This window comes from Vibrio sp. Isolate33, from assembly GCF_022397895.1.
GTDB lineage: Bacteria > Pseudomonadota > Gammaproteobacteria > Enterobacterales > Vibrionaceae > Vibrio > Vibrio pomeroyi.
Window position 1 is genome coordinate 129,902 of sequence record NZ_JAKEUP010000012.1, and the last position, 13,833, is coordinate 143,734.

13 protein-coding genes are annotated in these 13,833 nt (G+C 44.6%); 4 read left to right on the top strand and 9 right to left on the bottom strand.

Annotation, left to right across the window (positions count from 1 at the left end):
- Positions 1-24: 24 nt before the first annotated feature.
- The 3 genes from L1D37_RS16770 (at position 25) to L1D37_RS16780 (ending at position 2,437) form a co-directional block, all read left to right on the top strand.
- The gene (locus L1D37_RS16770) at positions 25-1,230 is read left to right on the top strand and encodes a DEAD/DEAH box helicase (protein WP_017630130.1); all 1,206 of its coding nucleotides are present in this window, start codon (positions 25-27) and stop codon (positions 1,228-1,230) included.
- 112 nt (positions 1,231-1,342) lie between these two features.
- Positions 1,343-1,744 (top strand): DUF296 domain-containing protein, encoded by a 402-nt coding sequence (locus tag L1D37_RS16775; protein WP_239848536.1) that lies wholly within the window; start codon positions 1,343-1,345, stop codon positions 1,742-1,744.
- 69 nt (positions 1,745-1,813) lie between these two features.
- On the top strand, positions 1,814-2,437 hold the full coding sequence (locus L1D37_RS16780) for a 3'-5' exonuclease (RefSeq protein WP_239848537.1): 624 nt from the start codon (positions 1,814-1,816) through the stop codon (positions 2,435-2,437).
- An 84-nt stretch (positions 2,438-2,521) separates the two neighbouring features.
- On the opposite strand, the gene L1D37_RS16785 is transcribed toward L1D37_RS16780, so the two are convergent.
- A complete protein-coding gene (locus tag L1D37_RS16785; RefSeq protein WP_239848538.1) occupies positions 2,522-3,358 on the bottom strand; it encodes a DUF6279 family lipoprotein in 837 nt (278 codons plus the stop codon).
- A gap of 283 nt (positions 3,359-3,641) precedes the next feature.
- Between L1D37_RS16785 and L1D37_RS16790 the strand changes: the two genes are divergently transcribed.
- Positions 3,642-3,815: a hypothetical protein gene (locus tag L1D37_RS16790; protein WP_017630126.1), complete on the top strand. Its 174-nt coding sequence runs from the start codon at positions 3,642-3,644 to the stop codon at positions 3,813-3,815.
- 125 nt (positions 3,816-3,940) lie between these two features.
- On the opposite strand, the gene dbpA is transcribed toward L1D37_RS16790, so the two are convergent.
- From dbpA to L1D37_RS16830, 8 genes are all read right to left on the bottom strand, one after another.
- Positions 3,941-5,320 carry an ATP-dependent RNA helicase DbpA gene (dbpA, locus tag L1D37_RS16795; protein WP_017064348.1) on the bottom strand — a complete coding sequence of 460 codons (1,380 nt, stop codon included), beginning with the start codon at positions 5,318-5,320 and terminating at the stop codon, positions 3,941-3,943.
- 147 nt (positions 5,321-5,467) lie between these two features.
- Positions 5,468-6,376: an aldo/keto reductase family oxidoreductase gene (locus L1D37_RS16800; RefSeq protein ID WP_239848539.1), complete on the bottom strand. Its 909-nt coding sequence runs from the start codon at positions 6,374-6,376 to the stop codon at positions 5,468-5,470.
- 232 nt (positions 6,377-6,608) lie between these two features.
- Positions 6,609-7,196 (bottom strand): hypothetical protein, encoded by a 588-nt coding sequence (locus tag L1D37_RS16805; RefSeq protein WP_239848540.1) that lies wholly within the window; start codon positions 7,194-7,196, stop codon positions 6,609-6,611.
- A 211-nt stretch (positions 7,197-7,407) separates the two neighbouring features.
- Positions 7,408-8,352 carry a substrate-binding domain-containing protein gene (locus L1D37_RS16810; RefSeq protein ID WP_239848541.1) on the bottom strand — a complete coding sequence of 315 codons (945 nt, stop codon included), beginning with the start codon at positions 8,350-8,352 and terminating at the stop codon, positions 7,408-7,410.
- On the bottom strand, positions 8,352-8,990 hold the full coding sequence (locus L1D37_RS16815) for an OmpA family protein (protein ID WP_239848542.1): 639 nt from the start codon (positions 8,988-8,990) through the stop codon (positions 8,352-8,354). Before L1D37_RS16815 ends, L1D37_RS16810 begins: the two co-directional genes overlap by 1 nt.
- The gene (locus L1D37_RS16820) at positions 8,990-10,303 is read right to left on the bottom strand and encodes a TolC family outer membrane protein (protein WP_048661132.1); all 1,314 of its coding nucleotides are present in this window, start codon (positions 10,301-10,303) and stop codon (positions 8,990-8,992) included. The genes L1D37_RS16815 and L1D37_RS16820 overlap by 1 nt, the downstream gene beginning before the upstream one ends.
- 34 nt (positions 10,304-10,337) lie before the next feature.
- Positions 10,338-11,663 carry an HlyD family type I secretion periplasmic adaptor subunit gene (locus tag L1D37_RS16825; RefSeq protein ID WP_107898391.1) on the bottom strand — a complete coding sequence of 442 codons (1,326 nt, stop codon included), beginning with the start codon at positions 11,661-11,663 and terminating at the stop codon, positions 10,338-10,340.
- Positions 11,656-13,815 carry a type I secretion system permease/ATPase gene (locus L1D37_RS16830; protein WP_239848543.1) on the bottom strand — a complete coding sequence of 720 codons (2,160 nt, stop codon included), beginning with the start codon at positions 13,813-13,815 and terminating at the stop codon, positions 11,656-11,658. Before L1D37_RS16830 ends, L1D37_RS16825 begins: the two co-directional genes overlap by 8 nt.
- Between the last annotated feature and the right edge of the window lie 18 nt (positions 13,816-13,833).

Consider the following 13,833-nt stretch of genomic DNA (forward strand, 5'->3'; position numbering starts at 1 on the left):
TAGCCAAATCATACCGAGAAACTTATGCCATTTTCCAAGCTTGGATTAAGCTCACCTATTGTTAAAGCCGTTGCAAAACAAGGCTATGAAAAGCCAACTTCGATTCAAGAAAAAGCAATCCCGATTGTTCTTTCTGGTAAGAACCTTATTGCGGCAGCACAAACAGGTACAGGTAAAACTGCGAGCTTTGTTCTCCCTATCTTAGAAATGCTAAGCAAAGGCGAAACGCAGCGTAAAAAACGTATTCGCGCCGTGATTCTTACACCGACTCGTGAGCTGGCTGTTCAGGTTGAACAGAACATCACTAAGTACGCCAAGTTCCTAAACCTAACATCATTAGCGATGTACGGTGGTGTGTCTTACCAGCACCAAAAAGATCGTCTGATTGAAGGTGTGGATATTCTAGTTGCAACGCCTGGCCGTTTGATCGACATGTACGGACAACGTGCCGTTCACTTTGATGAAGTTGAAGTATTAGTTCTTGATGAAGCAGACCGCATGCTAGACATGGGTTTCATTGAAGACATCAACAAGATCATTGCGCGTTTACCACAAGACATCCAAAACCTACTGTTCTCAGCAACGCTTTCAACACCAGTTCGTGCGCTAGCGAAAAGTGCTATCAGTGAAGCGGAAGAGATTTCGATTGCCAAAACTGACGCGTCTAAAGCGAACATTGAGCAATGGTTGGTGACGGTAGATAAAGACCGTAAGTCAGCACTATTGAGCCACATGATTACCGAAGGTAATTGGGATCAAGCGCTTATCTTTATCGAAACCAAGCATGGTGCGGCTAAGTTGGTGGCTCAACTTGAAAAGCGTGGCATTCAAGCTGAAGCTTTCCACAGTGGACGCAGCCAAGCGATCCGTGAAAAGATCTTGGCTGACTTCAAGAAAGGTCGTCTAAAATACTTGGTAGCGACTGGCGTTGCTGCACGTGGTATCGATATCGATAACCTAAGCCGCGTAGTGAACTACGACCTGCCTTTCCCTGCAGACGACTACGTCCACCGTATTGGTCGTACTGGCCGTGCTGATGCATCTGGTGAAGCGATCTCTTTCCTATCAAAAGACAACTTCAAAAACCTGTGCATTATTGAAAAGCGTCTTGGTCACCTGATTGAGCGTCGTGTAGTGGAAGGTTTCGAACCACGCAAAGAAGTGCCGATTTCAGTGCTGAACTTCGTTCCTAAGAAGAAAAGAGAACAGCAAGAGAAAGAAGGCAAGTAAACTATCAAAGCTTAACTAGCAGCGATAACAAGCTAGCTAACCTATGACCTAAACGAAGCCCCATGTGGCTTCGTTTTGTTCTTTGATACACAGATAAAACACAGGTATCGAGATGATTACTCCTATCGCAACGAGATTAACCCGAGGCCAAGACCTTAAGCTTGAGATCCAGAGGCTAGTGACAGCGCACAATATCTCGGCAGGCTCAATCGCATCTTGTGTCGGGTGTGTTTCTCAACTCAATATTCGCTTAGCTAATGCCAACAATACCAAGCTAGTTCAAGCTCCGTTCGAAATCGTATCTGTGATGGCAACGTTAACGCCTAACCACCAGCACGTTCATATATCCGTTGCTGATGAGAATGGCGATGTGATTGGCGGGCATCTGCTGGAGGGAACGATTATCGCCACCACCGCTGAGTTGATTATTCACCGTTACGATACTTTGACCTTCAACAGAGAGCATGATGATTCGACGGGTTACACTGAGCTCACTATCAGCAGTAACACATAATGCTTCACTTATAGCAGCACCAAACGCCTCATATAAAACGATACCACCCAATAGTAATTAGGAAACACGATGGCTCCAAACTCCGCAGACTCCGTTATCGTTCTCGATTTCGAAACCACAGGCTTATCACCAAACATGGGTGACCGAGCGATTGAAATCGGTGCGGTGAAACTCATTAACGGCGAAGTCGTCGACACCTTCCAACAACTGATGAACCCAGGGTTTCGTGTCAGTGGATTCATTGAAGGTTATACCGGAATCAGTAACCGTATGTTAAGCACAGCGGCCAGTTGCAGTGAAGTAATGGACGAGTTTGCAGACTTCATTAAAGACAGCCAACTTGTCGCTCACAATGCCTCATTTGATAAGCGCTTTCTTGATGCAGAATTAGATAATATTGATCGCAATTACAATGGACAATTTGCCTGCTCAATGCTGATTGCTCGTCGTCTAATACAAGACGCGCCGACTCATAAGCTAGGCGACCTTGTGCGTTTCAAAAATATCGACAACGACGGCACTTTCCACAGAGCGTTAGCCGATTCAGAGATGACAGCACGCTTATGGTTATTGATGATTGATGAACTGCAAAGCGACCACGGAATTCAACAGCCAAGCTTTCAACTGATGCAAAAAATATCGAAGACAGCGAAAGGCTCTATTCCAAAGCTGTTGATGAGTAATCGAGGTTAAACTCTTACCATACGATAATGATTGAAAGGCTGATGGGTTTAACACGATCAGCCTTTTTAGTTATTAACGAAGCTTACTTGTACCCTACTCCTGCAGCGTCACCAGCGTTGATTTGAGACTCTCTAATTCATTCATGAAATAAGACCATTGCTTATCACTACTGGTTGCGGCGATATCCACCAAGAATTTGGCTGATGTCTGCATATTCTTATTAAGCTTAGATTCCAATTCGTCTGGATAATAAGCTTCGTTGTTCAGAAGCAAGTTCATAATAATTGGCTGAGCGATATGCAGGTCACTCTTCTTTTCCATCAATGTTTTGAGATCTTGGTAGGTATTATTTTGATATTGGCGCCAGTTATCGTTGGTATTTACCCACTCTTGAGACCAAGTAAAAATAATCTGCTTTTGTTCTTTCGATACCGACCCTAGCCATCGCTCTAGTCTCTCTTCTATCCGATTTCGATATCGCTCTCTGGAATCTTCGTCATTCAACGACAATCTTTCTTCGTAATAGTCTTGCTGCTTTTCTCTAAAGTTTGTTAAGAACTCGCTATCTTGCTTAGCGCTAAGTTGCATACTTAACGCGTAAACATCAGGTGCAAACTTATTAACAATCGCGCGAATATGATTTTTAATTTGCTCACTTTGGTCGACGATAAAGGCAGAGTTCATATCAGGACGAGTAATACTTTGAATCGCTTCTAATTGCAAAGTGTACAATGGGAGTTGAGTTTCTTTATGCCAAGCTTGCAATGAGTCTAGGCGGGCTTCTAGCTCAGACTCTTGGCTATTGGATAACGAAACAAAGTCTTCGATATAGCTGACCGCAAACCAACTGATATTGTTATAGGCAAATTTCGTCCCACACCCAGCAAATAGAAAGCACACCAATAACATTAACCAACGGCATCTTCTCATTACACCCTCTCACAACCCTTTACTGATCTGCGAACCTGTAAGCAGCTTTATCAGATTCACTCTTGATCTTATAACATTAGCTATAAAAGCAGCTGATCGTAAAAACTTTCAGATAAATTGAGACTTCACCTTGCTAAACCGTCTATTTAGGCAAATGATTAAACTAAAAATAATTAACGGCAGTGATGTAACTTGAATTTTATTACTCATTTGACGTAATACGAACCCTATAAAAGATAACGGGTTAACATATTTCAAATGATTGATATTTGGGAGGCAAGCTATGGCCGCTATTCCTGAGCACCCAAGCGATTTAGAATATGAGCTTTGTTATTTTGACGATGGTTCAATAACCACAATCACGATATTCGTTCACAATCGACAGGAAGCGATGAATTGGTATGTTAGCGAAGGAAAACATATCAACGATCTTTATTCGATAAGACCCGATGAATAATGCTTTGATACAGAGGACTAGGTCGATAAACCTGAGAGAAGAAACTTGAGTGAGACTTTGTGGAAAACCCTTTACCGCTTCGCCGTTAATAATGGCAGCTCGCAGTAAAGGGATTCAGTCTCGAATTACTTCAGGATTCGGGCGCGGAATTGACGACCCTTCATTTTGCCTGATTCGATCTTGTTCAGTGCTTTCTTAGCTACAGAGCGTTCTACAGCAACGTAAGCGCGCATTGCGAACAAGTTGATCTTACCTACTGATTTACCATCAATACCACCTTGACCAGTCAATGCACCAAGAATATCGCCTGCACGAAGCTTAGCTTTCTTACCGCCATCAATCTGAATGGTTACCATGTTTGAGTAGTACGGCTTAGCAATAGGTTTTGCTGGAAGCTCAGATGGCTCAATCGGCATATCCATGTACTCATCAATTTGAGCAACACGGTACATCTCTTTCTCGCTAAAGAAGCTGATAGCGACGCCTTTACTTCCTGCACGGCCAGTACGACCAATGCGGTGCACATGAACTTCAGGGTCACGAGACAATTCAAAGTTGAATACAGCATCTAGGTTATCAACATCAAGACCACGAGCTGCAACGTCTGTCGCCACTAGAATCGAGATGGTTTTGTTTGAGAACTGAACCAATGCTTGGTCACGTTCACGTTGCTCCATGTCGCCATGAAGCTCGATCACGCTGAAACCACGGTGACTTAGCTCATCGTTTACATTCTGAACTTCTTTCTTCGTGTTACAGAACACAACCGCTGATTCTGGTTGATGATGAAGTAACAACAACTCTAGAGCATCATCACGAGCTTCAGAACCTTCTAGCTTATAGAAGTGTTGCTGGATGCTTGAGTGATCGTGCGTTGATTCAACCTTCACCATTTCTGGGTTACGCATAATGCGGTCTGCAACAGATTTGATCTGTTTAGGGAAAGTTGCACTGAATAGCAGAGTTTGGCGTTCTTTTGGCGCCGCTTCAATCACTGCGTCCAAAGCGTCTTGGAAACCCATCTCTAGCATGCGGTCGGCTTCATCTAACACAAGTGTGTTCAGCTCAGACAGGTCAATGCGACCTTTCTCTAGGTGGTCAAGGATACGACCAGGAGTGCCCACAAGAATGTGTGCGCCATGCTCTAGTGAACCAATCTGTGGGCCCATTGGCATACCGCCACAAAGTGTCAGCACTTTAATATTGTGAATACCACGAGCAAGAGTACGGATCTCTTTTGCTACTTGGTCTGCAAGCTCACGAGTCGGACATAACACTAAAGACTGAACACGGAAACGCTTAACGCGTAGGTTCTGCAGCACGCCTAAACCAAAAGCAGCTGTTTTACCTGAACCCGTTTTACCCTGACCGATAACGTCCTTGCCATTTAGGATAGTAGGAAGACTTAACGCTTGGATCGGCGTCATTTCAGTATAACCAAGAGAATCTAACGTATTTAGAAGCTCTGGTTTAAGGGCGATTGAAGAGAATTTTGAAGTGCTCAATGGAAATATCCAACTGGTGAAAAACAGAGTGCATTATGAGTGTTTTTGAAAATTATTCCACCTTAATCACAGTTTTGAAGCAACATGTTAGGCGAACACAAAAAAGCCAGCTTTGTCAGCTGGCTTTTGCTTTATACGAATTGCTTTCTATGGCACACCGTGACCTTTAGATGCAACCCATACGCGGTACCACTGCTCGCGAGTCAGTTCAATTTTCAGTGAATCAACAGCCGTCTTCACACGTTCAATCTTACCTGAGCCAATAATCGCAATTGGATTAGACGGTAAACGGCGAACCCAAGCGTAAATCACTTGATCAATGCTGTCTGCACCCACTTCTTTGCGAATCGCTTCGAGTTCATCACGAACACGAATCGCTTGTGCTGAATCGCCACTGAAGATGCTACCGCCACCAAGACAAGACCACGCCATTGGGCGAATGCGGTTCATCTGTAGTTGATCTAAGGTGCCATCATGGGCAACTTCGAAGTTCAGTGGGTTAATTTCAACTTGGTTGGTTACCAATGGCTTACCAAGGCGAGATTGAAGCAGTTCGAACTGACGCGGTGAAAAGTTAGAAACACCAAAGTGCTTAACTTTACCGACCTTATGCAGCTCTGCGAACGCTTCAGCTACTTCATCTGCATCCATTAGTACGTCTGGGCGGTGAATCAACAATACGTCGATATCATTAACACCGAGGCGCTCTAGTGAGTTATTTACTGATTGGTAAATATGGTGTGCGCTGGTGTCATAGTGATTGATCTTACGATCAGGAGTGTGGTCACCACACAAGTTGATATCGCACTTGGTGACGATTTGAATATCATCACGAAGGCTTGGCTCAAGCGCTAATGCTTCACCAAACAACTTTTCACATTGGTAATTACCGTAGATATCCGCGTGATCAACAGTTGTGATGCCAAGATCAATGTGCTGCTTAAGGAAGGTCAGGCGTTGTTGCGGGGTCATGCCCCATTCAGCTGTACGCCAGTATCCTTGCACCAACTCAGAAAGTTCTGGGCCTTGTGGCGCTGTCGTTACTCTTGCAACCATGGGTTGTCTCCTTTATCAATACTGAACGTATCCTAAGCTCGTTTTACCGAAGGCTCAACGTATAACAAATGGCAAAAGTAAACGCTTGCCAAAAATGTGAGAGCCACAGAAAAACGAACACTTAAATGAATAATAACTTGCTGTCTGCCCGTGAACCGTTATTCCAAAAGGCTTGTTCTCTCTAATGAACTACAAAATAATGAATTACGAAAGCATCTATAAATTTGAGCAATTAAAAGCGATTTAGTTCAACCGTTAAGTTATCACCATCACTCTGTAACTGAACCCAAGGAGAAGACGAACTAGCAGACGATGAGTTAGGAACGTTCCATAAACTCACTTGATCAGATGAATGGTGTGGCGCATTAATAAATTCTACGAGCTGCTTATCTACCTCATCAAGACCAACGCCCTCTCGTTTTGCGTGTTCGAGTTGAGCGACGACATCGAACTCATCTTCCCCAATACGAATTGAACTGAGAGCAAAGCCATCTTGACGAAGGTAAGCCTGAAGCTTGGTGTAACTTAGGTTTGAATACGGCAAGCTTAAGCGAACCACTTCAATGCTTGATTCACCTAGCTCCAGTTCAACATAAACATCTAGATCGTAATATTTGGTTTGGTCACTACAAAGCAGAGTGCCTTCTATGTCACCACAATCCATAAGATCGATATCGTTGATATAGTTTTGAGCACTTGGCTGATCTGAACTTGTGTTGAATAACGTTCGCAGCCACCAGCTTTCGGTTGCTTGTGCGGAGAATGCAATGGCATTCAAAACCAATAACAAAGGTAAGATTAAGACAGGAAAAGTTCTCATTGATTGTGCTTATTTTGCGCGGTAAGAATCCTCCATTATACGCGACCGATCAGTAAACAAACCCCAGAACCACAAATTTTAGGCGAAAAAAAACGGGCATACATGCCCGCTAGATAAATTCTATCGCCGAATAACGTAATCCGTCACGTTGAGAACCATTACGGAACTAACAATATCATTCCCATGTTTCAGATACAATACATCATACCAATTATTTATAGCCACCTTCTATTGCTGGCTCTTCAAGCGATAGCCTTACTTTATTACGTTGAATGGCCTCTGGCGGCAAACTGATGAAACCGTATTGGTTTAGCACGCTTTGATGTTCTTCCGACAAAGTCAGCCCAACAAAGAACTTCTCTTGCTCAGTAAACCCTTTACGATGCGCTGGAATATTCAAGTACATATAATAAACCGTTGCTAATGGGTAACGACCAGAGAGGATTGTTTCTTTGTTTAAGTCATAGTTCACACCTAGATTATCAACCACACTCAGCCATTTCACATCTGAGATTTGATCTGAGTAGACGGTATAACCAATGGCGGCATCCTCGTCTTCAATCTTGTTAATAAGATCAGGCAAATCCGCTAAGAACTGAGTATGAGCGTATTCTCCCTCCGTTCCACACTCGACCCAACTTGAAAAGGTGGTATGCCCCTTCAGGTTATGATCAATGGCAAAGGGCAGCATATGAGTATCTAGGCTTTCACCATTACGGATATCACTGCTTGGTGACCATTTGGGATGTTTAGGGTCGTTAGAGCAACCAAACACATCGATAAGCTCAGCAACACTGATGGATGTTGCAGGGTTATTCTCATTCGCTAGAATCGCAATCACGTCGGCGGTAAACATCAGCTCTGTCGGTCTATAGCCGTAGCGCATGTCGAACCTAGCCATCTCTTTGTCAGTCCACTTTTTGGAAGTAATACCAACACGTGAGCGTTGCATGATCATCTGCTCTGGGACGCTGTCACTCAGCAAGATCTCTAAGTCGATCTCTTGGCTCTTGAGTAAGTCTTCAACAAGGCCCTGCATATTAGGCTCAATCGCGACCAAACCAATTTCACTGGCATCATTCGCAAACGTCGATGCCGAGAACAACATAGGTACAGCAGCAAGCAGTAAGCCCGATTTATTAGATAGACGTTTCATTACTGGCCTCCTACTGGGTCAATCGATGTCTTAGATTCCACATCGCTATTACTATCGAGCTGCATCTCTGAAGTGAAGATATTCCAAGATGGATTCACTTCCATACTCTCTGTTTTTAATACTGCAATGGTTCTTCGCTTACGCTTATGAAGGTGCTGAGTTAAGCTGGTTATCTGAGTAAATTCTTGTTCGAAAATTCGCTCACCATTGATGCCTCTGTCAATCAGTGCATCTCGAATCACGCCAGTCCTTTTCTTCGCCAGTGCCTTGTTATAAGTGTTTGTACCCTCAGAACTGGTATCGCCAACCAAAGTCACCGATGCGTCTGGCTGTTCTCCCAGTAAACGAACAAGTTCATTGAGTACCGCAGTGTGTTCAGGTTTAAGGGCGTACTTATCGAAATCAAATGCCACGCTTAACACTTCAACATCTTCGACGATTTTCCAATTGGCACAGCCTTTAATGTCTACCGTCACGCCTTCTGGAGTATCGGCACAAAGATCGCGTTGGTTAATCACTCCGTCACGGTCATCATCCGCTAGATCATCAATTTGATGACGAGTCATTGTCGTGTCGGGCGTTTCTGCACAACCCATTAGCAAGATAGAACTAAGTAGCGCTAGTTTAAAATATCTCATTACTTGTTCTCCCCTTGCCACTCTTCTGGGTGTTCAACCCTTAATGCGTAGGTCAACATGCCCATCGCGTTCAGTACGCGGTATGCCGCTAACGTTTGATCGTATTCTGTGCTGATAAAGTTTCGTCGAGCCAAGAACACTTCCACTTTTGCATCCAGCACATCTAACAGGCTTCGTCTGCCCACATTAAATTGTTGGATGTAACCCAGTTCTGCAATTTTGGCCGCGTCCACGTTCTGTTGAAGTAGAGACTTTTGTTGTTCAAGCATTTTGTAAGCATTCCAAGCCAGTTGGGTGCCCTCTTTCACTTCACGCTCGGTTCTCACACGAATCGCTCTTGCCTCTTCTACACGCCACGCTGACGATTCAACACGAGAGTCGGTAGAGAAGCCGTTAAACAGATCATAATCCATGGTCAGCATGATTCTCGCGTCTTCATCAACACCACCCGGTGGATTAGACACGTTGTCATTTTTGTTGGCATGAAGTTCCAGTTTTACTTCTGGATAGTAATCGCCTTTCTCTCTACGCATCTCTTTACGAGCGGCATCAATATCAAGCAAAGAGGCTTTGATTTCTGGGTGATTCTCGACAGCTTGTTCAAGTGCAACCTGTGCTGAGCTTGGTAGTAGAGCGTAATCAAAACGGGGATAAACCAAGTTCACAGCAGGCTTGCCCACTAAACGTAGATACTGAGTTTGCAAATCAAACAGGTTGTTTTGAGCGGCAATTAATGAAGATTGCGCTGTCGCAACACGAGCAGAGATCTGAGCCAGATCCGAGTTACTACTGAGGCCTTTGCTCTTTTTGTCTTGGATATCTTGATAGATTTCTTGGTGCTCTTTTACGTTACGTTTAGACAGTTCAAGCAGCGTCTCGGCTTTTAGAATATCGAGGTAGTTTCTCACCACATCTAACGATACATTTTCAGCACGTGAAATAAGGGTTAAACGTTCAGCCTCAGCTTCGAACGTGAGTCGATCTACATTCGATGTCGTTTTAAAACCATCGAATAGTAACTGGGAGACTTTAACGCCAATTTCCGTTCGCGTTAGACCACGGTCATCGGTGTCGAGTTTGCTACCACTGTTGTAGCGCGTCTCTTCATAACCTGCCGCTGCGTACAAATTAACTTGCGGCATATACAAACCACCCGCAGCGTCACCGTCTCTTATCACCGATTGGTATCGGGAATACTGCGCCAATATCTCTGGGCTATAGTCTATGGCAAAGGCCACGGACTCTTCCAATGAGGCTGCTTGAGACAGCCCGCTCATCAGTAAGCAAGAAGAGAGTAAGAATTTTGAATGCATTACACTTCCTTTTATATTTATGCTTTAACCCACTTCATCGTTCCCGAAGTGAGTTTTCCTTAGCTCGTAAAATAGGTTTTAACCAATAACTCAATACTGTTTTTTCGCCGGTCAAGATATCAACCGCGACTTGCATCCCTGGGATAATGCTAAAGGCAGAGTTTTGTTGCTGGTCTTCGTTTAACTGAATATGGGCTCGGTAATAGGCATTGCCATCTTCTGTTTGTAGAGCATCCGCACTGACATAAGTCACTTCTCCTTTAAGCCCGCCATAAATGACAAAATCATAAGCAGTGAATTTAATCGTGGCGCCCAAACCTTTATGCACGAAGGCGATATCCTGTGGCGAGATTCTGGCTTCCACAATCAACTGACTGTTCGACGGAATCAGCTCAATAATCGGCTCACCCGGCCTTACTACACCGCCAATAGTACGTACAAATATCTCTTTCACCGTGCCATCGACAGGCGCTAAGATTTCCGTCCGTTTCAATTGGTCGGCAATCGCCTGTTGGCTTTCGTTCAATTGCGCGATTTTACTGGCCACTTCATTCAATTGACCTTGTACCTTGGCACGAAAGTCGAGTGCGATGCTGCGATGATCCGCTATCGATTCTGAGTACGCGGCAATCTGTTTTTGAGCCGCCACTTTTGAGCTGGCAATATCGCCCTTTAGTTTCACCACATCGCGGTTCAGTTTCAGCAGTTCAACCTCAGCAACCGCGCCGCTCGCGACCACATCTTTGAGCATGTTGCGCTCTCGAATAACGATATCGAGACTACTTTCTAGAGTCTGGATATTATTCAGCGTATCAACACGCGCTTGGTCTTGTTGCTCAATGCGAAGTGCCGCCTCTTCAAGCTCAGATTTCAACTGACCTAAACGCTCTCGGTAGTTCGCTTTTGCATTCATTAACGCAGGATGGCTTGATACATCAACAGCAATATCTTGTGGCACCAAGACCACTCGCTCATACCACTCTTTCGCATCGTTATTTAAAACAACCGTCGACAGTTCAGCCTTTAATCTTAATTGTTGAGCAAGTAGGGTATCCGCTTGTTGAGCCGACTCTAAAAATGCCGCTTTAAAACGCGTGTCTTCCAGCTTTGCCAGAGGCTGACCTTTCACGACAGATTGACCTTGTCTTACCATGATCTCTTGAACTAAGCCGCCTTCTAAGCTCTGAATGGTTTGAACTGAAAGGCTAGGCACAACTTTGCCTTCACCGATCACGACTTCTTCTAGTGTTGCCCATGTCGCCCAACCGATGATAGACACAATCAATAGCGCACTTAACCAGATCAGCTTGCGAGAGCGAAACGCCAAATGATTGTTGGTCCACTGAATATCATTACTCATGACGACCTCCCTTCACCACTGAAACCGTCTTAAAACGACTGGTCCCTTTGGGTGCGCTTTTCTTTTGTAGAGAGAGGATATCTTTTGGCTCACCCTCAGCCACGATCTGACCTTTATCCAACACAATCACTCGGTCACACATCATCAAGAACGAAGATTTGTGGGAGCTAATCAGCATGGAGGTTTCTCTCGGCATGCTTTGTAGTGCATTGAAGAACTGTATCTCGGCTTGATTATCAAGCGCGCTGGTTGGCTCATCCATGATCAATAACTTTGGACAACGATAAAGTGCCCTTGCGATAGCCACGGCTTGGCGTTGGCCTCCTGAAAGCAGTCGGCCACCTTCACCGACTGGCGTTTCTAAGCCATTGCTTAAGCGCCCCATATAACCATTCAAACCCGACTGCTGTAGTGCTTGTCTTAGCTTCTCTTCATCAACATTAGTCGCTCCAAGCGTAACGTTGTCGTAAACGCTGCCGAAGATAAGGTTGGTGGTTTGTCCTACCCAGCCCATGCCACTGCGTAGCACACTGGTTGGCCATAATTGCCCATCGATTTCTTGATAGAAAGCTTGGCCTGTTGTGGGTAAATACTGGCGAGCAACAATTGATAAAAGCGTGGTTTTTCCGGCTCCTGCCGCACCAATAATGCCAACACGTTCGCCCGGTTTTATCTCAAGAGAGATTTCCTTTAACACAGGGCTTTGAGTTTCTGGATAGGTAAACGTGACTTCATCCAACCTAACCCCGCCATCAAAATCACCCTTATCGATCACTTGGTGTTTAGACTCTTCTTGAGGTAACTCCATGATTTGATTCAGGCCTTCGACGGCCGACCGTGTTTGTTGGAATCTCAGCATTAAAAGAGAAAGTTGATTCACCGAGCTCGCAGCGCGTCCACTCAACATCACCACAGCTATCAAGCCACCCATGCTCAATAGACCTTCAGAGATCTGATAAACACCGAAGATGATCAGAGTGATGGTGACAATCTGCTGACTCGACTGGATGGAGTGCGTCACGATATTCGAATAGTGGCGAGATTGAGTCTGCCATTGAGAGAGCGATGAAATCGTCTGCTCCCAACGCTTTTGAGTAATACCTTCAGCGTTATTTTGTTTGATGTCCGGAAGCGTTGTTAAACAATCAAACAGCTGCGCTTGTCTTTGTGTTGATAAACGTGCGGTTTCATCGAATGTTTTCTCGACTTTGCCTTTCATCGCTATACTCAACACAATCAGCACCAACATAATTGCAACTGGGATGAACATCATTGCGCCACCAAGCCAACCGATCAGGAAAAGGAACAACAAGGTGAACGGTAAGTCGACTAACGTGACCAAAGATATGGAAGTGAAGAAATCTTTCACGCTGTCGAAATCTTGAAGCTGTCTGGCAAATGCACCTACCGATTGAGGTCGATTTTCCAACTTCATACCGAGCACTTTAGAGAACAGTTGTGAAGACAACTTGTTATCAATATAGCGTCCAGCCATATCAGTCACAGAGCTTCGTGAGCTTCTCAACACCCAATCAAAAATTACAACAATACACACACCTGCCGCCAACACCCACAAGGTGTTAAACGCTTGGTTTGGCACAACACGGTCGTACACGTTCATGGTAAACAGAGGTACAACTAACGCGAGTAAGTTGATCAAGAATGAAGCGATAAACAAGTCTCGATACCAAGGTTTCACTTCTTTGACGACACGCCATAACCAACGAGTGTTAGATTTACTGTCACTGCGTTCATGGGACTGTACACGGGCATCATCAAGCGCTTGAGCACCCACTTGCCACACATACGGTTCCACTTGAGTAACCAAGTCTTTTAAGAGGGTTCGTTGGCTTGAATTGGTTTCGCAATCCAATACATGAAAGTCACCACCGGAACTTTGGGTGACGACAAGAGGAGTCCCTGTCGCAGAATTAACGGCAACAACAGGGAACTGACATTGAGTCAGTAATTCTTTTTTAACGTAGCTCAGCGTTAACCCCGATTTCTCAATCGCTCTTGGAAAAAGGGATTCATTGAGCCGGCCTTCATCTAAAGGTAGGCCAGACACTATTTTGGAAGGGTGGCTGCGAACATTAAAATGCTCACACAACCACTCAACACAACCTAGCCAGCTGTCTTTTTGTTCTACCAATCTAAACTTCCTTTTATA